18 protein-coding genes and 1 pseudogene are annotated in these 19,589 nt (G+C 72.1%); 9 read left to right on the top strand and 10 right to left on the bottom strand.

What is annotated here, in order from left to right; genetic code table 11:
* Positions 1-296: 296 nt before the first annotated feature.
* From ACWCXC_RS24850 to ACWCXC_RS24830, 5 genes and pseudogenes are all read right to left on the bottom strand, one after another.
* Positions 297-860, bottom strand: a pseudogene (locus tag ACWCXC_RS24850) (RNA polymerase sigma factor); the annotation flags it as partial.
* Between the two features lie 297 nt (positions 861-1,157).
* Positions 1,158-1,772: a DUF4333 domain-containing protein gene (locus tag ACWCXC_RS24845; protein WP_450890570.1), complete on the bottom strand. Its 615-nt coding sequence runs from the start codon at positions 1,770-1,772 to the stop codon at positions 1,158-1,160.
* Between the two features lie 282 nt (positions 1,773-2,054).
* On the bottom strand, positions 2,055-2,627 hold the full coding sequence (locus ACWCXC_RS24840; protein ID WP_450682819.1) for a hypothetical protein: 573 nt from the start codon (positions 2,625-2,627) through the stop codon (positions 2,055-2,057).
* A gap of 316 nt (positions 2,628-2,943) precedes the next feature.
* On the bottom strand, positions 2,944-3,648 hold the full coding sequence (locus ACWCXC_RS24835) for a DUF4328 domain-containing protein (protein WP_450890569.1): 705 nt from the start codon (positions 3,646-3,648) through the stop codon (positions 2,944-2,946).
* A gap of 334 nt (positions 3,649-3,982) precedes the next feature.
* Entirely contained in the window at positions 3,983-5,602 is a 1,620-nt protein-coding gene (locus tag ACWCXC_RS24830; protein WP_450890568.1) for a beta-N-acetylhexosaminidase, read from the bottom strand.
* Positions 5,603-5,870: 268 nt separating this feature from the next.
* Here ACWCXC_RS24830 and ACWCXC_RS24825 point away from each other — a divergent pair, with 268 nt between their 5' ends.
* From ACWCXC_RS24825 to ACWCXC_RS24800, 6 genes are all read left to right on the top strand, one after another.
* Complete coding sequence (locus ACWCXC_RS24825; protein WP_450890567.1) at positions 5,871-6,455, top strand: 2-oxo-4-hydroxy-4-carboxy-5-ureidoimidazoline decarboxylase; 585 nt, start codon at positions 5,871-5,873, stop codon at positions 6,453-6,455.
* A gap of 243 nt (positions 6,456-6,698) precedes the next feature.
* On the top strand, positions 6,699-7,079 hold the full coding sequence (gene sdhC, locus ACWCXC_RS24820) for a succinate dehydrogenase, cytochrome b556 subunit (protein ID WP_383639682.1): 381 nt from the start codon (positions 6,699-6,701) through the stop codon (positions 7,077-7,079).
* 5 nt (positions 7,080-7,084) lie between these two features.
* Positions 7,085-7,558, top strand: a complete 474-nt coding sequence (locus ACWCXC_RS24815) for a succinate dehydrogenase hydrophobic membrane anchor subunit (protein WP_450682823.1) — start codon at positions 7,085-7,087, stop codon at positions 7,556-7,558.
* A gap of 29 nt (positions 7,559-7,587) precedes the next feature.
* On the top strand, positions 7,588-9,342 hold the full coding sequence (sdhA, locus tag ACWCXC_RS24810) for a succinate dehydrogenase flavoprotein subunit (protein WP_450682824.1): 1,755 nt from the start codon (positions 7,588-7,590) through the stop codon (positions 9,340-9,342).
* Entirely contained in the window at positions 9,342-10,118 is a 777-nt protein-coding gene (locus ACWCXC_RS24805) for a succinate dehydrogenase iron-sulfur subunit (protein ID WP_450682825.1), read from the top strand. The genes sdhA and ACWCXC_RS24805 overlap by 1 nt, the downstream gene beginning before the upstream one ends.
* Positions 10,119-10,244: 126 nt before the next feature.
* Positions 10,245-11,042, top strand: a complete 798-nt coding sequence (locus ACWCXC_RS24800; RefSeq protein WP_450890566.1) for a hypothetical protein — start codon at positions 10,245-10,247, stop codon at positions 11,040-11,042.
* A 61-nt stretch (positions 11,043-11,103) separates the two neighbouring features.
* On the opposite strand, the gene ACWCXC_RS24795 is transcribed toward ACWCXC_RS24800, so the two are convergent.
* Entirely contained in the window at positions 11,104-11,610 is a 507-nt protein-coding gene (locus ACWCXC_RS24795; protein ID WP_450682827.1) for a MarR family winged helix-turn-helix transcriptional regulator, read from the bottom strand.
* Positions 11,611-11,761: 151 nt separating this feature from the next.
* On the opposite strand from ACWCXC_RS24795, the gene ACWCXC_RS24790 reads away from it, so the two are divergent.
* Both ACWCXC_RS24790 and ACWCXC_RS24785 read left to right on the top strand, forming a co-directional pair.
* The gene (locus tag ACWCXC_RS24790) at positions 11,762-13,006 is read left to right on the top strand and encodes an MFS transporter (protein WP_450890580.1); all 1,245 of its coding nucleotides are present in this window, start codon (positions 11,762-11,764) and stop codon (positions 13,004-13,006) included.
* 39 nt (positions 13,007-13,045) lie between these two features.
* Positions 13,046-13,768 (top strand): TetR family transcriptional regulator, encoded by a 723-nt coding sequence (locus ACWCXC_RS24785; protein WP_450682829.1) that lies wholly within the window; start codon positions 13,046-13,048, stop codon positions 13,766-13,768.
* 73 nt (positions 13,769-13,841) lie between these two features.
* On the opposite strand, the gene ACWCXC_RS24780 is transcribed toward ACWCXC_RS24785, so the two are convergent.
* From ACWCXC_RS24780 to ACWCXC_RS24770, 3 genes are all read right to left on the bottom strand, one after another.
* Positions 13,842-15,398, bottom strand: coding sequence for an ABC transporter substrate-binding protein (locus ACWCXC_RS24780; protein WP_450682830.1), 1,557 nt, complete (start codon positions 15,396-15,398; stop codon positions 13,842-13,844).
* 223 nt (positions 15,399-15,621) lie between these two features.
* Positions 15,622-16,926 carry a metallophosphoesterase gene (locus tag ACWCXC_RS24775; RefSeq protein ID WP_450890565.1) on the bottom strand — a complete coding sequence of 435 codons (1,305 nt, stop codon included), beginning with the start codon at positions 16,924-16,926 and terminating at the stop codon, positions 15,622-15,624.
* 63 nt (positions 16,927-16,989) lie between these two features.
* On the bottom strand, positions 16,990-17,235 hold the full coding sequence (locus ACWCXC_RS24770; protein WP_450682832.1) for an SCO4848 family membrane protein: 246 nt from the start codon (positions 17,233-17,235) through the stop codon (positions 16,990-16,992).
* 121 nt (positions 17,236-17,356) lie between these two features.
* On the opposite strand from ACWCXC_RS24770, the gene ACWCXC_RS24765 reads away from it, so the two are divergent.
* Positions 17,357-18,619 (top strand): D-alanyl-D-alanine carboxypeptidase family protein, encoded by a 1,263-nt coding sequence (locus ACWCXC_RS24765; RefSeq protein WP_450890564.1) that lies wholly within the window; start codon positions 17,357-17,359, stop codon positions 18,617-18,619.
* Here ACWCXC_RS24765 and ACWCXC_RS24760 read toward each other — a convergent pair.
* A complete protein-coding gene (locus tag ACWCXC_RS24760) occupies positions 18,567-19,526 on the bottom strand; it encodes a YihY/virulence factor BrkB family protein (RefSeq protein ID WP_450682834.1) in 960 nt (319 codons plus the stop codon). The genes ACWCXC_RS24765 and ACWCXC_RS24760 overlap by 53 nt on opposite strands.
* Between the last annotated feature and the right edge of the window lie 63 nt (positions 19,527-19,589).

The raw sequence follows: 19,589 nt of genomic DNA, 5'->3' as shown, positions 1-19,589 counted from the left end.
CCGGTGACCGCGGCGCCCTCGGCGCTTTCGGCTGCGGCCCGTTCAGCGGGGGCATTTCCGGCTGCGGCCCCTTCGGGGGTGGCGCTTCCGGAGACGACCCTTCCGGATGTGGCCCCTTCGGATTCGGCCCTTCCGGGGGTGGCCCGTTCGGGGCCGGGCCTTCCGGGGGTGGCCTGTTCGGGGCCGGGCCTTCCGGGGGTGGCGGACCTTTCAGCCGTCGTACCTTCAGCGAGGGCCTTCTCAGCCGTCGCTCCTTCGGCAGGTGCGCCGTCAGCGGTGGCCCTGTCGGCCGTCGCCCCGTCAGCGCCCGCGTCGGCGCGGAGCAGTTCGGCGAGGCGTTTGAGGCCGCGGTGCGCGGCGGTGCGGACGGCGCCGGGGCGCTTGCCGAGGGTCTGGGCCGCGCTCTTGGCGTCCAGCCCGACCACCACCCGCAGGACGACGGCCTCGGCCTGGTCCTGCGGCAGCTGGGCGATGAGCGACATGGTGCGACCGGTGGCGAGGGCCTCGATGGCCTCGTCCGCCGTATCGGAGCCGGCCGGTTTCTCGGACAGTTCGGTCTCGTCCCCGCCGATGGCGGGCCGCCGGCCGCGCATCCGCAGATGGTCCAGCGCGCGGTTGCGGGCTATCCGGGCCGCCCAGCCCCGGAACCGGTCCGCGTCACCGCTGAACCGATCGAGGTCCCGGGCTATCTGCAGCCACGCCTCGGACGCCACGTCCTCGGCGTCCGGCTCCCCCACCAGCGTCCTTATGTAGCCCAGCAGCCGCGGCTGCACAGCGCGGTACACAGTACGGAAGGCGTCCTCGTCCCCGTCCTGAGCCGCGAGCACCGCGGCAGTAAGCCCCGCGTCGTCCCCCAGCACTCCCTCAACCTGCCCTGCTGTCCCGAATCGCAGCTGGTCACCACTGCCGCGCCACCCTGCGCGACTCCGCACGCTACGTCCTGCGCGGGCGCCGCGTCCATGACTTGTACAACCTGCAACATCCGGAGTGTCACCGGACGGTGTGACAGAAATCGCGGCCGTGGCGCAGAGATGAGTACGGGGTCGTCCTGCGGCCCCGCGGAAGACGACCGGGGCCTCTCCTGTGGGGGGTGGCGGCCCCGGTCGTCCTCCACTCCCTTCCGCGCCCCGCGCCCCGGCCGCGCGCCCGCCGCCGCCTCAGCCGCCCGGCGTCTCGTCGACCTTGAAGTCCATGGTGACCTTGCCTCCGTTGACGGAGGCCGCGGTGACCGTCACCCCGTACTGCTTGCCGTCGGCGGCGAGCTGGCAGCGGATGGTCGCGCCGACACGGGCGGGAAGGTCCTCGGGGCAGGAGAAGGCGTCGGGCTGACGCCCCGCCTGCGCGGCGAGGGCGGCCTTGCCCTGGCGGGCGACCTCGGCCTTGTCGACGCCGCCGGAGCTGCCGGCGGAGGACGCCGGGTCGGGCCGCGTGGAGGACTGACCGCCGGCCGGGGCGTCGTCGACCTTGACGTCCATCCGCACCTTGCCGTCGTCCACGGACTTCGCGGTCACCGTCACGCCGTACTTCGTGCCGCCGCTCGCCAGTTCGCAGCGCACGGTGGCGCCGACCTCGGCCTTGAGGTCGTCCTGGCAGCTGACGTCGTCGGGCTTCTTTCCGGTCTGCTTGGCGAGGGCCTCCGACGCCTGGGCGGCGACGTCGTCCTCCTTCACGGCCTTCGATCCCACGCTCACGGAGCAGCCCGCGGCGAACAGCACCGCCATCGTGCCCGCGACCACTCCCACGGCCGTTCTGCTCACTGCCGTCCGGCGCATCGGTCCCCCTCAATCGAGTCCATGTCAAGGCTTCGCGCGCAGAGCTATCACCCGGGTCTCCCCAAGGAATTAGCCCTGGCTAATGGCGATGTGCCGGATTTCCCATGACATCTGGGCACGATTCTTCGCAACCGCACACTTCACGATCGCGCACCCCACAACCGCTCGCGCCGCCGCCGCGCACGCCTCGCTGCCGCACGCTCGCAGTCGTGCACTCCAGGCCCCCACGCACCCCACAACCCCGTGCACCCCGCAGCCGTTCACCCCGCCGCGCCGCACGCCTCAGCGGACGCGTGCCCTCCGGGCGGCGGCGGCGCGCAGCACCCGCTGGCCCTCGGTCGACACGTCCATGACCTGACGCAGTCCGGCGCCGACCGGGGCGCCCTCACCGATCTCCGCGAGCATCTCCAGGATCCGGACCTGGCGGGCGGCCTCGCCGGCCAGCAGCGGGCCCGCCCCCGCGGTCGCGCCGGTGCGGCAGTGTGCCACCGGGTCCTCCGTGTCGGTCCCGGCCGCGTCGTAGCCCCGGTGGACGTCGAGCGCCAGCAGCGAGCAGGCGTCCGCCCAGGCGCGCAGTTCCTCGCCGGTCCGCTCCCCCGGGGCCCTTCCCAGGAGGCCGCGGATCCGCGCGAGGGTGGCGTCGCCGTCCGTCTCCGCGAGGGCGTCCACCGCCGTACGCGCCTGGGCCAGCCGGTCCGGCCAGAGCCCCGGGTCGGCGCAGCCCGACCAGAGCGGGCGCAGGGGGTCGGCCCCTGCCCCGCCCTCCGGTCTCGGCAGGCAGCGGTCGAGGCAGCCCGCGGCACTCGCGGCGAGTCCCCGCGCGTCGGCGGCTGCGATCAGTTCGAGCAGGCTCATCGGCGTCTCCCGTCGGCCGTCCCCGCGCCCGGGCGCACATGGACGCAGCGCTTCGTCTTATCGGGTTCAGCGCCGAATGGCTGAAAATCGTCACTCGCTCCGTCTGATTAACGCCGGTCGGTCCGGCGGGGAGCGGCCGGACGGCGTTCGGTCCGGCGGGGGGCGGCGGCCTGACACCGTTCCGTCCGGCGAAGGGCGGCCCGACACCTGGTCGGTACGCCGTCGGAAGGCCTGACACCGTTCCGTCCGGCGTCCGGGCACCGGCCGGTACGGCCTCGGACTGCCCGACACGGTTCCGTCCGGCGTCGGGCGGCCGTCAGTGCGCCCGGCGCCATGCCGCGCGTTCCGCCGCGAAGGACGGTGCGGCGTGCCGGTCCGGACCGGCCGCCGCCCGCTCGCCCTGCAGGGCGGTCAGCCGGCGCACGAACAGGATCGCGAGCACCGCGGCGGCGATGTCGAGGCCGTCGGCGACCATGCCCAGGTCGAGCGCGTGCAGCAGTTCATTGGTGTCCCCGGCCTGCTCCTGGCACAGCGCGGCGTACCGGGCGCACACGGTCGCGCCCAGCAGCGTCCCCCACCACGCGTGCAGCACTCCGCGCGGCGCGGGCGCCCCGGTGCCGCCGCCTCCGGGGGAACTCGCGGTCCAGACGTCGCTCGCGACGCGGTGCGGCAGCACGACATTGCCGAGGGGCACGAACCAGCCGCCGATCGCCCAGCCCGGCCGCATGGAGTGCGCGTGGGCGTCGAAGACCTCCGCGTTCAGCCGCACCCGGCGGAACCAGACGAGGAAGACGACCGCCGTCGCCAGGAACACCATCACGTACAGCGATCCGGCAGCCCGGTAGAGCATGTCCGCGCGGTCCGCCGCCGCGTCCTCGTACCGCAGGAAGTCGTCGGCCGTCGCCTCGCCGAACACCTGGCGTGCGTGGAACCCGGCGCCGATGGACGCCACGTCCGCCGCGGCCACCACGCCCAGCAGGACGCACACCGCCCGGCCGAGTCCGACCGGCGAGCGCAGCACGTTCGGCGTCCGGGGGCCCGGGGACGCCGGCAACGGCCCGCCCGCCCGTGAGCGCCCGGTGGCGGCGCACGGCGCGCACCACCCGTCGGAGGTGGAGGCGGGTCTTGAACCGCAGAGCGAGCAGGGCATGGAAGTGGAACCCCCCAGGGACCGGACGACGACGCATGGAGCGCGTGTCCCTCCCCGGACAGCGCGGCAAGCGGAAGTTAGCGCCCGCCCGCCTCCGTGTCCATGGCCCCCCCGCCCTCTCCATGGACCTCCCCCGCGCCGGCCCCCTCGGCCCTCCCCGCGCCGGCCCCCCTCGGCCCTCGTCCGTCTCGGCCGCCGCGGCCCCTCAGCCCCGGTCGATCTCCCCCGCCAGCGCCTTGAACGCCTCCCAGCTCAGCACCGGCTTCCCCGGGTCCCAGAGCTTCTGGGCCGTCGCGCGCAGCGGCATCCGGATGCCGGCCGCCACCTGTGCGGCGGTCTGGGCATTGGGGAAGTCGCCCCAGACCGCGAACCGGCCGCCGAGGATCTGGCCGGAGTAGCGCGAGGGGACGGGGGACGTGCCGCGCAGCACGAGCGGGGTCCACTGCTCGTAGATGCGCTTGCCGGTCGGGTACACGAACGCGTTGGGCTCGCCGAGCACGTAATAGAGGTACTCGTCGTTCAGGTTCACCACCCGGCGCCCCTCGGCCAGGTACTGCTCGGGCGGCCGGGCGCCGTACTCCTTGCCCGTCCAGTACTCGACCTCGATGTCCTTGGAAGCCCGGACCCGGCTGTCGCGGAACATGCCGTCGTTCCACGCCTTCGGCGTCATCCCGTGCGGCCGGACCACCGCCGCCCGGTCGTTCAGCCAGCCGGTGGCCAGATCGGAGATGCCCGCGCCCGCCCCGTACTTCGCCACGGCCGCGCGCTGGAGCTGGGGGTAGGAGGCCGCCGGATCGCGGGCCATCAGCGCGCGGTACTCGTCGGCGCCCAGATGCCAGAAGGAGCCGCCGAAGAGCTTGGTGTACTCACCCAGCAGCTCGTCGATCAGCTTCGCCGCGCCCGGCTTGGAGATGTCCAGCGAGCCGGTCGACGCCACGCCCGAGACATTGCGCAGCTGGAGGTCCGGGTGCGCCCGGAGCACCGCCCCGAGGTGCCCCGGGGAGTCGATCTCCGGAACGACGTCGATGTGCAGCCGGCGGGCCAGGGCCACGATGCGCCGGACCTCGGCCGTGGTCAGGTGCTCCGGCGACACGATCTCGGGATGGGTCGTGGACTGGATCCGGAACGCCTGGTCGTCGGAGAAGTGCAGACCGAGCTGGTTGAGCTTGAGGTCGGCCATCTCCCGCAGCCGGGACTCGATCCACGCGGCGCTGTAGTACTTGCGCGCGATGTCCAGGTTGAGCCCGCGCTGCGGCCGGTCGGGCCGGTCGCGCACCTCGCCCTCCGGCATCAGCCCGTCGGCGCGCACGGACTGCTTGAGCGTGCGGGTGCCGTAGAAGACGCCCGCCTCGGCGGGTCCACTGATCGTGACCCGTCCGTCGCGGGTGCGCAGGGTGTACGACTCGGGCCCGCCGGAGTCCTTCGGGGCGAGGGCCAGCTCGACATCGCCGGCGCGGGCCGGGACCTCGCCCCGGTAGCTCAGCCTCAGCTCCCCGGCGAGCAGCTTCGCCTCGTCCGCGAGCCCGCCGTCCCCGCGGGCGATCACGACCCCGCCGCCCGGCTCCGGCCGCCAGCCGGGCCCCCGGGCCGGGGTGTGCTCGCGGACCGCGGGGATGGCCCGGGGGGCCTTGGAGAGCGGATAGCTCCGGGTCGGGGACGGGGACGGAGTGGGCGCGGCGGCGGACGAGGAGCGCGGCGGCGAGGACGCGGCCCCGGCCGGGCGCCCGCCGTCCGGTCCCTCCGGCCAGAGGACGACGACGAGGGCCGCCGCGGCCGCCGCCGTCAGGGCCGCTCCGGCCACCAGCGGGCCGCGAGAGGGCGACATCGGTCAGAAACCTCCTGGTACGGAGAAAAACGGCTGAGAGATATATGGTCCACCCGATCTCGGTGCTTCTCTGCCAATAGCCGGGCATTCCCCGCGCCGCATCGCCTCCCGGGGGGCGTGAAACTCTCCCGTCCGGGTGAAATTCGCGCATCCGTCGGACGGCTGTTGCCCCGGGTCGTTAGCTTTGAGGCACATTCACCTCTCCTTGTTCTTCCCTCACCCTGCATCCGCCTGGTCCCACCGGTCCCTCCCCACTCCAGGCGCACCGATGCGTTCATTCCAGGAGCTCACGCTGTCCAGGTCCAGCGAGTCCCACGCCGGCCTCCCCGCGCAGCCGCCCCCGTCCGCACCGCACGCCGCCGTCCCCGTGCAGAACTCCGGCCCCGCGCCGTCCGCCGGGCTGCGGCGGTTCAACGCCGCGCCCGCCGCCGAGGCCGAGGCGGCGCTGCTGGAGTGCTACGGCAGCCGCCACTGGGCGCGCCGGCTGGCCGACCACCGCCCTTACCCGGACCTGGACGCGCTGCTCGCCGCCGCCGACGAGGCGGGGTACGACCTCTCCCCCGGCGACCGGGCGGAGGCGCTCGCGGCGGAGGTGTCGCCGGGGCTGCGTCCCGACGCGCCGCCCTCCGCCCATCTGGCGCTGTCCGCCGCGCACGCGGCGTACGAGAGCCGGTTCGGGCATGTCTTCGTGATCTGCCTGGACGCGTTCCTGCCCGCCGAGCACCCCGACCAGGTGCTGGCCGGCATCCGGGCGCGGCTCGCGCACGATCCGGAGCACGAGCGGGTGGTGACGGCCGACGAGATGCGGCGGCTCGCCCGGGGCCGCATCATCGAGCTGGTATCGAGTCAGTAACGGACCGGTCGCGGTGGCGGACGCGGGCTCCCGCCCGTCGGATAGGGGCGGAAAGGGCTTTCGCGGCCTGTCCATAGCCCGTCCGTGCCTGTTTCGTTGCCACTTTGATCACACCAGAGGCCCCCGCGCGAGCGAACCGACAAACCGTCGCTACGATGGCCGGGGCCGGTGGACCGTACCCGGCCGGGTCAGACCGACAGTCAAGCCGGCCGACCCCAATCCCCGCTCCCGGAGGGTTCTTCCGTGCCGGCTGGAACGCTGTACCGCGGCCGGGAAGGCATGTGGTCCTGGGTGGCTCATCGAGTCACCGGTGTCCTCATTTTCTTCTTCCTGTTCGTTCATGTCCTGGACACCGCCCTCGTCCGCGTCTCCCCCGAGGCGTACGACGACGTCGTGTCCACGTACAAGACGCCGATCGTCGCGCTGCTCGAATACGGCCTGGTGGCCGCGATCCTCTTCCACGCGCTGAACGGTCTGCGCATCGTCGCCGTGGACTTCTGGGCCAAGGGCCCGCGCGTGCAGAAGCAGATGCTCTGGACCGTGCTGGGCATCTGGATCGTGCTGATGCTCGGGGCGCTGTACCCGGTGCTCGGCCACGCCGTCCGTGAAATCTTCGGGAGCTGAGGCCCATGTCCACCGAGACTTCCGCGATCGGCGCCGTCGAAGGCGTCTCCCTGTACGACGTCGACAACCCGGCGCCCGTCATCGAGCCGCCGCGCAAGCGGACCGGCAAGACGCCCAAGGCCTCGCGCACCAACTTCGAGATGTACGCCTGGCTCTTCATGCGCCTGTCGGGCATCGTGCTGGTGGTCCTGGTCCTCGGTCACCTGCTGATCCAGCTGGTGCTCGACGGCGGCGTCTCCAAGATCGGCTTCGCCTTCGTCGCCGGCCGCTGGGCCTCGCCGTTCTGGCAGGTCTGGGACCTCGCGATGCTGTGGCTCGCCATGCTGCACGGCGCCAACGGTCTCCGTACGGTCATCAACGACTACGCCGAGCGGGACAACACCCGCTTCTGGCTGAAGATGCTCCTGTACACCGCCACGGTGTTCACCGTCCTGCTGGGCACGCTGGTGATCTTCACCTTCGACCCGAACATCCGCTAGGCGCCGGGCCCGAAGACCAGAGGTAAACCATGCAGATCCACACGTACGACACCGTCATCGTCGGCGCCGGCGGCGCCGGCATGCGCGCGGCCATCGAGTCGACCAAGCGCAGCCGCACCGCCGTGCTGACCAAGCTCTACCCCACCCGCTCCCACACGGGCGCCGCGCAGGGCGGCATGGCCGCCGCGCTGGCCAACGTGGAGGAGGACAACTGGGAGTGGCACACCTTCGACACGATCAAGGGCGGTGACTACCTGGTCGACCAGGACGCCGCCGAGATCCTGGCGAAGGAGGCCATCGACGCCGTTCTCGACCTGGAGAAGATGGGCCTGCCGTTCGGCCGCACCCCCCAGGGCAAGATCGACCAGCGCCGGTTCGGCGGTCACTCCCGCAACCATGGCGAGGCCCCGGTCCGCCGCGCCTGCTACTCGGGCGACCGCACCGGCCACATGATCCTCCAGACGCTGTACCAGAACTGCGTCAAGGAGGGCGTGGAGTTCTTCAACGAGTTCTACGTCCTGGACCAGCTGATCGTCGAGGAGGACGGCGTCAAGAAGTCCGCCGGCGTCGTCGCGTACGAGCTGGCCACCGGCGAGATCCACGTCTTCCAGGCGAAGTCGGTCATCTACGCCTCGGGCGGCACCGGCAAGTTCTTCAAGGTGACGTCGAACGCGCACACCCTGACCGGTGACGGCCAGGCCGCCTGCTACCGCCGGGGCCTGCCGCTGGAGGACATGGAGTTCTTCCAGTTCCACCCGACGGGCATCTGGCGCATGGGCATCCTGCTGACGGAGGGCGCCCGCGGTGAGGGCGGCATCCTCCGCAACAAGGACGGCGAGCGCTTCATGGAGAAGTACGCGCCGGTCATGAAGGACCTCGCCTCCCGCGACGTCGTCTCGCGCTCCATCTACACGGAGATCCGCGAGGGCCGCGGCTGCGGTCCCGAGGGCGACCACGTCTACCTGGACCTGACGCACCTGCCGCCGGAGCAGCTGGACGCCAAGCTCCCGGACATCACCGAGTTCGCGCGGACGTACCTCGGCATCGAGCCCTACACGGACCCGATCCCGATCCAGCCGACCGCGCACTACGCCATGGGCGGCATCCCGACCAACGTCGAGGGCGAGGTGCTGGCCGACAACACCACCGTCGTCCCGGGCCTGTACGCCGCCGGCGAGGTCGCCTGCGTCTCCGTGCACGGCGCCAACCGCCTCGGCACGAACTCGCTGCTCGACATCAACGTCTTCGGACGCCGGTCGGGCATCGCCGCCGCCGAGTACGCCTCGACGCACGACTTCGTCGAGCTGCCCGAGAACCCGGCGCAGACGGTCGTCGACCAGGTCGAGCGGCTGCGCAACTCCACGGGCACCGAGCGGGTCGCGACGATCCGCCAGGAGCTCCAGGAGTGCATGGACGCCAACGTGATGGTGTTCCGCACCGAGCAGACGATCAAGACGGCGGTCGACACGATCGCGGCGCTGCGCAAGCGCTACCTCAACGTGTCGATCCAGGACAAGGGCAAGCGGTTCAACACGGACCTGCTGGAGGCCATCGAGCTGGGCAACCTGCTCGACCTCGCCGAGGTCATGGCGACGTCGGCGCTCGCCCGCAAGGAGTCGCGCGGCGGTCACTACCGCGAGGACTACCCCAACCGCGACGACGTCAACTTCATGCGCCACACCATGGCGTACCGCGAGGTCGCCGACGACGGCACCGAGTCGATCCGGCTGGACTACAAGCCGGTCGTCCAGACCCGCTACCAGCCGATGGAGCGTAAGTACTGATGGCTACACCCACCCTGGACAAGGCCGACAAGGCTCCCGAGCCCGAGGCCGGCTTCGCGGACTCGCCGTACATCACGGCCACCTTCCGCATCCGGCGGTTCAACCCGGAGGTCTCTGCGGAGGCCCAGTGGCAGGACTTCCAGATCGAGATCGACCCGAAGGAGCGTGTTCTCGACGCCCTTCACAAGATCAAGTGGAACCAGGACGGGACGCTCACGTTCCGCCGGTCCTGCGCGCACGGCATCTGCGGTTCGGACGCCATGCGGATCAACGGCAAGAACAGGCTCGCCTGCAAGACGCTGATCAAGGACCTGAGCCCGGAGAAGCCGATCACGATCGAGGCCATCAAGGGCCTCACGGTCCTCAAGGACCTCGTGGTCGACATGGACCCGTTCTTCCAGGCCTACCGCGACGTCATGCCCTTCCTCATCACCAAGGGGAACGAGCCGACCCGCGAGCGTCTGCAGTCCCCCGAGGACCGCGAGCGCTTCGACGACACCACCAAGTGCATCCTGTGCGCCGCGTGCACGTCCTCGTGCCCGGTGTTCTGGAACGACGGCCAGTACTTCGGCCCGGCGGCGATCGTCAACGCGCACCGCTTCATCTTCGACTCGCGCGACGAGGGCGGCGAGCAGCGCCTGGAGATCCTCAACGACCGTGACGGGGTGTGGCGCTGCCGCACCACCTTCAACTGCACGGACGCCTGCCCGCGCGGCATCGAGGTCACCAAGGCGATCCAGGAGGTCAAGCGCGCGCTGATCACGCGTCGCTTCTGATCCCCGCTTCCGTACGGCCCCGCCCTCCGCAGCTCGTCCGCGGAGGGCGGGGCCGTTTGGCGTACGGTCGGACGCGCCTCCCGGCGCGGCGAGTGCCGGGGGCGGGCTCGGAAGGGGCGGGGGCGCATGGCCGTACTCAGGCATTCCGTCGAGGTGCCGGCGGTGGGACCGGACCGGCTCCGGGAGCTGACCGCGCTCCTGCTGGAGGTCGCCGAGTCCACCCGGGAGCGCGGCGGCGCGGTGCTGATGCCCGACGGGTCGCCGGTGCCGGACCTGCGGCTGACCGGCGGCCGGCACCTGCGTCCGGGGGCCCGCTACGAGGTGGTGGAGCCGGATGTCCGGGAACGGATCGTGCTGCGGATACGGGAGTGGCGGCGGGGCGGCCCGGTCGCGGTGGAGCAGCTGATGAGCGCGCCGGACCTCTCGGCCCGGCTGACCGTGCGGCTGACGACGCCGGAGCGGCCCCGGCTGGTGGAGGCCGAGGGCCGGATGCGGGGCGCGGAGGGGTCGGGGGCGCTTCAGCGTGTGAGGGGGCGGGCGCGGGTCGATCTGGCGGCGTGGTGGGCGGCGGCGGAACTGCCGCCGGGCGCCCCGGCGGTGGCGAGGGCGCCGGCCACGGCCCGGGTGCGGCACCGGCTGGGCGAGGCGCGGCTCTCCCTGCGGCCCCGGTCGTCGGGGGACGGGCGGTGGCGGGTGGAGGTGGCGGCGTGCGTGCGGGGGCGGTGGCTGCTGCGGCCGGTGGCGGCGGTGGCCCTGCTGCTGGTGGGGCGGGCGCTGCGGCGCGGTTTCCGGGACGGGGTGGAGCGGGCGGCCGAGGGCTGGACCACGGCGGTCGGCGAGCTGCTGGCGCTCTCCCCGGACGAACTGCGCGCCGAGCTGACGTCCGGCCGGGGTCTTCCGGGGCCGGGCCGCCGCACGGACTGAGCGGCCGGCCGCCCCCGGGCCGGTGCGGCTCCGGGCCGCCCGCTCCCGGCCCGGCGCGCCCTCACCAGTCGGCGCCGCCCCGGGCCTCCGCGACGACCATGATGCGGCGGAGCATGTCGTTGAGCAGGGTGCGTTCCTCGGCGGGAAGGACGCGCAGCAGGCGTTCCTCCTCGTTGCCGAGGACCTCCATCGCGCCGATCCAGGTCGCGCGGCCCTCGTCGGTCAGCTCCACGTCCACGCGGCGGCGGTCGGTGGTGGACGGGGTGCGGCGGACGAAGCGGCGGCGCTCCAGGGCGTCCAGCCGGCCGGTGACGGAGGCGGGGGCCAGGTCGAGGTCGGCGGCCAGCTCGGAGGGGGCGGCCTTGCCGCCGCGCCCGGCGAGCTTGTGCAGGGTGTCGAACTCCTGCCGGTCCAGGTCGAAATCGACCAGCGACTGCTCGCGCACCCGGCGCAGATGGACGGAGAGCTTCTTCATCCGGGTGACGGCGCCCTCGATGTCCGGGTCGAGTTCGGGCAGGACGGGCTTCCACCGCTCGACATGGCCGTCGGTCCAGTCGCGTTGCTCCATGCCCCCACCCTACGCCGGACCGTCAAGATTACTTCGGAAGCTAATATTTCGTTGACGAACAGTTTGTTGGCGAAATACCTTGCTCCGCATGTCTCAGCCCGCCGTCCCACAGCCCGCCGTCCCACAGCCCGCCGCTCCGAAGGCCGCCCCCGTGCCGCACCCCTTACGGACACGCTCGTTCCGGCTGCTCTTCATCGGCCGGAGCCTCTCTCTGCTCGGCGACGCGGCGATCCCGGCCGCGCTCACCCTCGCCGTCTACCTGGCCACCGGCTCGACCGGCGCCCTCGCCCTGGTGCTCGCCTGCGCCATGGTCCCCAAGCTGCTCCTGCTGCCGCTGGGCGGCGTGGTGGGCGACCGCGTCAACGCCCGTACGGTCGCGCTGGCCACCGACGCCGTACGGTGCGTCAGCCAGCTCTTCGTCGGGGCCGAGCTGCTCTCCGGCACCCCGGCCCTCTGGCAGATCGCGGTGGCCGAGGCGATCGGCGGCGCAGCCGGGGCCTTCGCCATGCCGACCGTCTCCCCGCTGATCCGGGGCACCGTGTCCGGGCCCGGGCTGCTGCGCGCGAACGCCCTGATGGCGGTGGCGGCGAGCACCGCGCGCATCGGCGGGCCCGCCGTCGCCGGGGCGCTCGTCCTCACCGCCGGCCCCGGCTGGGCCTTCGTGCTGGACGGGGTGAGCTTCGCGGTGAGCGCGGCGCTGCTGGCCGCCGTCGAGGTCCGCCATGTGCCGATCCCGCGCCGCTCGCTGGCCGCCGATCTGAAGGAGGGGTGGGACGAGGTCCGGGGCCGCGACTGGTACTGGACGAGCCTGGTCGCCCACGCCCTGTGGAACGGCGGTTCGGCCGTCCTGATGACGCTCGGCCCGGCCCTCTTCCTCGCCGATCTGGGCGGCAAGGGCGTCTGGGTGGTCTTCCTCCAGACCGGGGCCGTCGGTCTGCTGCTGGGCTCACTGGCGGCCGGCCGGGTCCGCCCCCGCCTCCCGGTGCTGTGGGCCAATCTCTGCGGCGCGCTGTACGTCCTGCCGCTCTGCCTGCTGGCCGCGCACGCGCCCGTCGCCGTGAGCATCGCCGCCTACGGGGTGGCCATGGCCGGGCTCGGCTTCCTCAACCCGGTCTGGGAGACCGCCGTCCAGTCGGCCGTGCCCGCCCACGCGCTCGCCCGCGTCACCTCGTACGACTGGCTGCTCTCGCTGGGGGCGACGCCGCTCGGGTACGCCCTGGCCCCGCTCGCCGCCTCCCGCTGGGGCGTGGAGGTCCCGCTGCTGGTGGCCGGTCTGACGGTCGGCGCGGCCTGCGCGGGCACCGCGGCGGTGCCGGGGGTGCGGCGCTTCACGGACCCCGCGCGGGCGGCCGGGGCGCCGGGCCCCGGCGTACGGGAGCCGGTCCCGGAACCGTAGGGGCGAACGGCGCCGGGTCGCACCGATACCCTCGGGACCGTGGTGAAGGAAGTGAAGAACGCCAAGGAAGCCAAGGCTCCCAAGAGCGAACAGACCCGCACGCTCATCCTCGGAACCGCGCTCCGGCTCTTCCAGGAGCGCGGCTACGACAAGACGACGATGCGAGCCATCGCGCAGGAGGCCGGCGTCTCCGTGGGGAACGCGTACTACTACTTCTCCTCCAAGGAACACCTCGTCCAGGGCTTCTACGACCGGCTGGCCGCCGAGCACGCGGAGGCGGTCCGGCCGGTCCTGGAGGGCGACCGGGACCTCGCGGTGCGCATCCGCGGGGTCCTGCTGTGCTGGCTGGACGTGGCCGGGCAGTACCACCGCTTCGCCGCGCAGTTCTTCAAGAACGCCGCCGACCCGGAGAGCCCGCTCAGCCCCTTCTCACCCGATTCGCTCGCGGCCCGCGAGGCGGCGGTCGCCATCCAGGAGCGCTGTCTGGCCGGCTCCTCGACCCGGACCGATCCCCAGCTCGCCGAGGTTCTGCCGCGGTTGATGTGGCTGATGCAGATGGGCCTGGTGCTGTTCTGGGTGTACGACCGCACGGAGAACGCCGAGCGCAGCCGCCGCCTGGTCGAGCGGACCGCGCCGATCGCCGCGCGCGCCATCGCGCTGTCGCGCTTCCGCGTGCTGCGTCCGCTGGTCCGCCAGATCCACGAGGTACTGGAGGAGTTCCTGCCCGGGGCGGCGGCACGGACCGCGACGGGGACGCGGTAGCGCGGTCTCCCACGACAACAGCGGCCGCCCCGGTCTCCCGGGGCGGCCGCTGCCGTGTCCGTACGCCGGTGGATCAGATCCGGCCGAGCTCCCACAGGCGCCAGATGCCGGTGCCGTCGGTGAGGTACTGCGATCCGGAGATGTCGGGCTTGGCGACGACGTAGTCCTTCTTCTGCCACAGCGGCACCAGCGGCACGTCCTCGCCGACCAGCTTCTGCAGCGCCTTGAAGTCGGACGAGGTCCGGCTGCGGTCGCTGTACTGGAGCGTGGCGGCGATCAGCTGGTCCATCTTGGCGCTGGTGTAGCCGTTGTGGAGGCTGTTGTCACGGCCGACGAGCGGCTGGCTGAAGGTGTCGGGGTCCGGGTAGTCGGGGAGCCAGCCGACGGTGTACGCGTCGTACGCGCCGTTCGCGTACCCCTTCTGGAACGCCTGCCACTTGACCTCCTTCACCGAGACCTTGAACAGCCCGTCCGCCTCCAGCTGGCGGCGGATCTCGGCCGTCTCCCGCTTGTACGAGTCGTCAGCGGCGCGGTACGCGAAGGTGATGTGGACCGGCAGCTGGACGCCCGCCTCCTGCATCAGTTCCTTGGCCCGCTTCGGGTTGGGCGAGGGGTAGGCGTCGAAGAACGGGGTGCTGTGGCCGATGTAGCCCTGCGGGATCAGCGAGTACAGCGGTTCGACGGTGCCCTTGTAGACGTCGGTCACCAGCGGGGCGCGGTCGATGAGCGACGCGATGGCCTGGCGGACCTTCTTGTTGGCGAGCGGAGCGCCCTCGCGGACGTTGAAGACCAGGTTGCGGATCTCGGCGCTGTCGGCCTCCGTCACGCGCTGGTCGACGTCGGCCGTGTCCAGTTCCGCGAGCGTGGAGGGCGGGAGCTGGCGGTGCGTCACGTCGACCTTGCCGGACTTCCAGGCCGCCAGGAGGTCTTCCGACTGCTTGAAGTAGCGCACGGTGACCGGGCCGCCGGTGCTCTTCAGCGCGCCCTTGTACCGGGAGTTGGGCACCAGCCGGGCCGAGACGCCCGGCTCGTACGACTTCAGCACGTACGGACCGGAGCCCAGGACCTTGTTGTCGTTGCGCAGCTTGTGCTCGGAGTAGGACTCCTTCTCCACGATGGAGCCCGCGCCGGTGGCGAGCTTCTGCGGGAAGGTGGCGTCGCGCGCGGAGAGGTTGAAGGTGACGGTCAGGCCCTTGGCCACCACGTTCTTCAGACTCGGGAAGAGCACCGAGGGACCGACGTCGGTCTTGATCGCCATCATCCGGTCGAAGGAGTACTTGACGTCCTCGGCGGTGATCTTCTCGCCGTCGGAGAAGGTGACGTCGTCCCGGAGCGTGCACTGGTAGGTCTGGAGCTTCGCGCCGACGAAGTGGCATTCCTCGGCCGCGTCCGGCTCGGGCACGATCGCCCCGGACTTGAACGTCAGCAGCGACTGGTAGACGTTGCTGTACATCGCCCAGGAGCCCGCGTCGTACGCGCCGGCCGGGTCGAGCGAGGTGACCTCGTCGGTGGTGCCGACCGTCACGGGATCGGTGTCCGCCTCGTCGGAGGGAAGCAGCTGCCAGGCGCCGACGCCTGCGATGAGCAATACCGCGAGAATCGCGAGAATCCGTAGCCGGACCGACCGCATTGACGTGCTCTCCCTTACCAGCCCCACCTCGGCGACGCGCATCAGAAGCGCAGGTCACCGCACAAGTTCGCACTCAGCCAATCACACGCTTTTCACATCAGGAAGAGGAAATCTGAGGCTCATAGCCTTTTGTTCTTTACTTGAAACCTTGCGCCGTAAGGTCGAATACAGAGGGTTCACCCCCGGTCACCCCATGAGGCGTCCGACGGTGTCCGTGTCCGGTTCACGCCTGTTTCGAGGCCAGTTCCACGACGGTGATGTCGGAGGGCGCGCCGACCCGGACGGGCGGTCCCCAGGCGCCGGCGCCGCGCGTCACGTAGAGCTGGGTGTCGCCGTACCGTTCGAGCCCGGCGACCGTCGGATTGGCCAGCTCCGCGATGTGGTTGCCCGGCCAGAGCTGGCCGCCGTGGGTGTGACCGGACAGCTGGAGGTCCACCCCGTGCTCGACGGCCTCGTCGATGACGACGGGCTGATGCGCCATGAGGACGGCGGCGCGGGTGCGGTCCCGGTCGCCGAGGGCCCGCCCGAAGTCGGGGCCCCGCCCCTCGCTCTCGCCCGCCACGTCGTTGACCCCGGCGAGGTCGAACCCGGTGATCTCCACCCGGGCGTTCTCCAGCGGGTGCAGGCCCAGCTCCCTGACGTGCTCGACCCAGGCGTCGGCGCCCGAGTAGTACTCGTGGTTGCCCGTCACGAAGAACGCGCCGTGCCGGGAGCGGAGTCCGGCGAGCGGTTCGGCGGCGGAGCCGAGGTCGGCGACCGTTCCGTCGACCAGGTCCCCGACGACCGCGATCAGATCGGGCTGGGTCCGGTTGACCGTGTCGACGATCCGCCGGGTGTGGGCCCGGCCCAGGATCGGGCCCAGGTGGATGTCGCTGACGACGGCGATCCGGAAGCCGTGCGCGGAGCGGGGGAGCCGGGCGAGCGGGACGGTGACGCGCTTGACCCGGGGGCCGCGCAGCACCCCGTAGGCGCCGTAGCCGGTGGTCCCGAGCCCGGCGACGGCCGCCGCGCCGCCGACGGTCCGGGCGACGAAGAGCCGCCGGGAGGGTGCGGCGGGGGCGGCCGGGGCGGGGGCCGGGGGTGCCTCGGTCACGACGGAGGACGCGGCGTCGCCGGGCGATGCGGTCGCGGTCACGGGCCCGGCGGCCGGCACGGACACCGCCTCGACGGGGGCGGGCCGGGGATCCGGGGCCGCCGTGGCCGCCCGGCGGTCCAGTGCCCTGCGCAGCAGCGGCCGCACGGCCTCGCCCACCAGCAGGGCGAGCGTCAGATAGAGCAGGGCGGCCAGCCAGAGGTAGCCCGGCCAGGCCAGGACCCGCTGGAGCCAGAAGGGCGCGCCCGCGCGGCCGGAGACCAGCGCGCCGACGCTGAGCAGCGGCAGGGCGTACGCCGCGACGGTGCCGGCCCGGCGCAGCGGGCTGCCCGGGGCCGTCGTGTCACCGACCAGGCGGCGCCACACGTACCGGTGCACCAGCACCAGCAGCGCGAGCACCGTGATCGCCAGCAGAGCCGGTCCGACGACCGCCATACGTATCCCCCGCCTCGTTCGTCCGTGTTCGTCCGGTGTCAGGTCCGGCCGGAAACCGACTCGCTACTCCGCCTGCCGGCGCAGGGCCCTGACGCCCCGGAACCCGATGAGGCCGACCGCCGTCCCCAGGAGAAAGGACGTGATGGCGAGCAGCAGATGAACCCAGAAGTAGGCGGTCGGGTCACCCGCGTCGTCGAAGGCGAGCCCGCTGCCGTCCTTCCAGAGGTTCTTGACGAAAGTGATCCAGATGAACCAGCTCCACACCCCGAAAGCGAGCAGGAACCAGGAGACGGGGCGGCTGAGCTTCATGAGGTCAGTATCTCCGCCGCCCTGCGGGGGCCTCGCCCGGGGTGGGCTGTCCTGGCGTCGCACGCGGCGGGTCATAGCGCCGGGGTCCATATTCAGATCAACTGCATGTACGTTTTCGACCGTGTCAGCTCTCAAGAAGACCGTGTTGTCGGTCACCTCTGCCGTTTTGCTGCTGTCCGCATTCCTTGCCGCTCCCGCGTCGGCGGCCGCCGGTGACGAGGACGACAGCGAGCCGAAACCGCCCGCCGTCATGTCGAAGATCGGCGGCGCCCAGCTCGGTATGAGCGGGACCCAGGTGAATCTGGGCGCGGGCGCCCCGGTGCTGCCCAAGGGGCTGACCGGCAGGTCCTGGATGGTCTCGGACGCGGAGAGCGGCGAGGTGCTCGCCGCGCACAATCCGCACTGGCGACTGCCCCCGGCCTCCACGCTGAAGATGCTCTTCGCCGACACGCTGATCGAGTCGCCCGCGCTCCAGCCGAAGACGCTCGCGTACACGGTGAAGGACGAGGACCTGGCCGATCTCGGCGAGGGCAGCAGCCTGGTCGGGGTCAAGGAGGACCTGAGCTACACCGTGCACGACCTGTGGCTCGGGGTCTTCCTGCGCTCGGGCAACGACGCGGTGCACGTGCTGGCGGCGATGTACGGGGGTGTACCCAAGACCGTCGCGGACATGCAGGCCCACGCGGAGGAGCTCCAGGCGCTGGACACCACGGTGGTCTCCCCGGACGGGTACGACGCGCCCCGGCAGGTCTCCAGCGCGTACGACCTCTCGCTGTTCGCTCGCAGCGGGCTCCAGAAGGCGGACTTCCGGGAGTACTGCGCGACCGCCACCGCGCAGTTCCCGGGCAAGCAGGAGAAGGGCGAGAAGCGCGAGACCTTCGGCATCCAGAACACCAACCGGCTGCTGACGGGGGCCGACGGCGTCACCCCGTACAAGGGCATCGCCGGGGTCAAGAACGGCTATACGACGCACGCCGGCAACACCTTCACCGGAGTCGCCGAGCGCAACGGCAAGGTGCTGCTCGTCACCGTCATGAACCCCTCCTCCGACGAGACGCACGCGGTCTACAAGGAGGCCGCCAAGCTGCTCGACTGGGGCTTCGCGGCGAGCGGCAAGGTCACCCCGGTCGGTGAGCTGGTCGCGCCGAAGTCCCTGGAGGACGCGACCGGGACCGGCAAGGGCGCGGAGGCGGGCAAGCCGGCCGCCGACCGGGCGAACGGGCCGCAGACCGCGAAGAAGGCCGCGGCGGCCGGCGGCACCAGCGGGATGGGCGTCGCCTTCGGCATCGCCGGCGGGGTGCTGGTGCTGCTGGCCGGGGCGGCGTTCCTGGTCAACCGGCGCTGGCCGCTCCCGGACCTGGTGCGCCGGATCCCCCGCCGCTGAGCGTGGAGCCGCCGGCGGGGGGCGCGGGCCGTTCCGCGTCCGCCGCCCGCTCCGCCGTCCCGCTCGGCGTCGCCGTCCAGGCGGCGCAGAACAGCAGCAGCTTGGCGGTGAAGTTGATCCAGAGCAGCAGCGCGATCGGCACGCCGAAGGCGCCGTACATGCTCTTGGAGGCGACGCCCTTCATATAGCTGCCGAGCAGCAGTTTGAGCAGTTCGAAGCCGACGGCGCCGATCACGGCGGCCACCACGAGCGGGCGGCGCGGCGGTTCGACGCCGGGCAGCAGGGTCAGCAGATAGAGCAGCAGCAGGAAGTTGGCGACGGCGGCGACCAGCAGGGCGGCGATCCGCAGGAACACCCCGCCCGCGCCGTCCCCCGGGATGCCGAGCAGATCCGCGACCCGGTCCACGGCCACGGAGCCCACCGAGGAGATCGCCAGGGTCAGCAGCGCGGCGCCGCCGAGGCCGAACAGCACCCCGGCGTCCTTCACCTTGCGCATCACCGGATTGCCCAGGTCCTGGTCGTCCTTCTCCCAGACCGCGCGCAGACAGTCCCGCATCGAGCCGATCCAGCCGATGCCGGTGAACAGCAGCAGCGCTCCGGCCACCAGCCCGACCGTCCCCGCGTGGGCCACCAGATTGCCGATGCCGAGCTGGTCGGAGATGCCGGGCACCTGCTCGGCGACCTTGTTCTCGATCTTGTGGAGCTGCTCGGTGGAGAGCAGCGCCGCGCCGATCGCCGCGCCGACCGCGATCAGCGGGAAGAGCGCCAGGAAGCTGATGAAGGTGATCGCGGCGGCGAGCCTGCTCCAGTGGACGCGGTCCAGCGTCTCGTAGCTGCGCCAGGCGTGGGTCTCCATCAGCCGGGAGACGAGCGGCCCGATGACGGGGAGTTTCTTCAGCCAGTCCATGGACGTACGACTACCCCCCCGCGCGGCGAAAACGGGTGTCCGCTGCGACGGGGACGGACTGAC

This window comes from Streptomyces sp. NPDC001515 (assembly GCF_053597115.1).
This window is presented reverse-complemented; position numbering and strand designations above follow the sequence as displayed.

What these genes read in the sequence shown, in the direction of transcription:
- ACWCXC_RS24815 (WP_450682823.1), top strand. Translation starts at nt 7,085, where the DNA reads ATGTCCACCGAGACTTCCGCGATCGGCGCCGTCGAAGGCGTCTCCCTG.
- ACWCXC_RS24800 (WP_450890566.1), top strand. Translation starts at nt 10,245, where the DNA reads ATGGCCGTACTCAGGCATTCCGTCGAGGTGCCGGCGGTGGGACCGGAC.
- ACWCXC_RS24805 (WP_450682825.1), top strand. Translation starts at nt 9,342, where the DNA reads ATGGCTACACCCACCCTGGACAAGGCCGACAAGGCTCCCGAGCCCGAG.
- sdhA (WP_450682824.1), top strand. Translation starts at nt 7,588, where the DNA reads ATGCAGATCCACACGTACGACACCGTCATCGTCGGCGCCGGCGGCGCC.
- ACWCXC_RS24825 (WP_450890567.1), top strand. Translation starts at nt 5,871, where the DNA reads ATGCGTTCATTCCAGGAGCTCACGCTGTCCAGGTCCAGCGAGTCCCAC.
- ACWCXC_RS24840 (WP_450682819.1), bottom strand. Translation starts at nt 2,627, where the DNA reads ATGAGCCTGCTCGAACTGATCGCAGCCGCCGACGCGCGGGGACTCGCC.
- ACWCXC_RS24830 (WP_450890568.1), bottom strand. Translation starts at nt 5,602, where the DNA reads ATGTCGCCCTCTCGCGGCCCGCTGGTGGCCGGAGCGGCCCTGACGGCG.
- ACWCXC_RS24780 (WP_450682830.1), bottom strand. Translation starts at nt 15,398, where the DNA reads ATGCGGTCGGTCCGGCTACGGATTCTCGCGATTCTCGCGGTATTGCTC.
- ACWCXC_RS24775 (WP_450890565.1), bottom strand. Translation starts at nt 16,926, where the DNA reads ATGGCGGTCGTCGGACCGGCTCTGCTGGCGATCACGGTGCTCGCGCTG.
- ACWCXC_RS24795 (WP_450682827.1), bottom strand. Translation starts at nt 11,610, where the DNA reads ATGGAGCAACGCGACTGGACCGACGGCCATGTCGAGCGGTGGAAGCCC.
- ACWCXC_RS24770 (WP_450682832.1), bottom strand. Translation starts at nt 17,235, where the DNA reads ATGAAGCTCAGCCGCCCCGTCTCCTGGTTCCTGCTCGCTTTCGGGGTG.
- ACWCXC_RS24845 (WP_450890570.1), bottom strand. Translation starts at nt 1,772, where the DNA reads ATGCGCCGGACGGCAGTGAGCAGAACGGCCGTGGGAGTGGTCGCGGGC.
- ACWCXC_RS24760 (WP_450682834.1), bottom strand. Translation starts at nt 19,526, where the DNA reads ATGGACTGGCTGAAGAAACTCCCCGTCATCGGGCCGCTCGTCTCCCGG.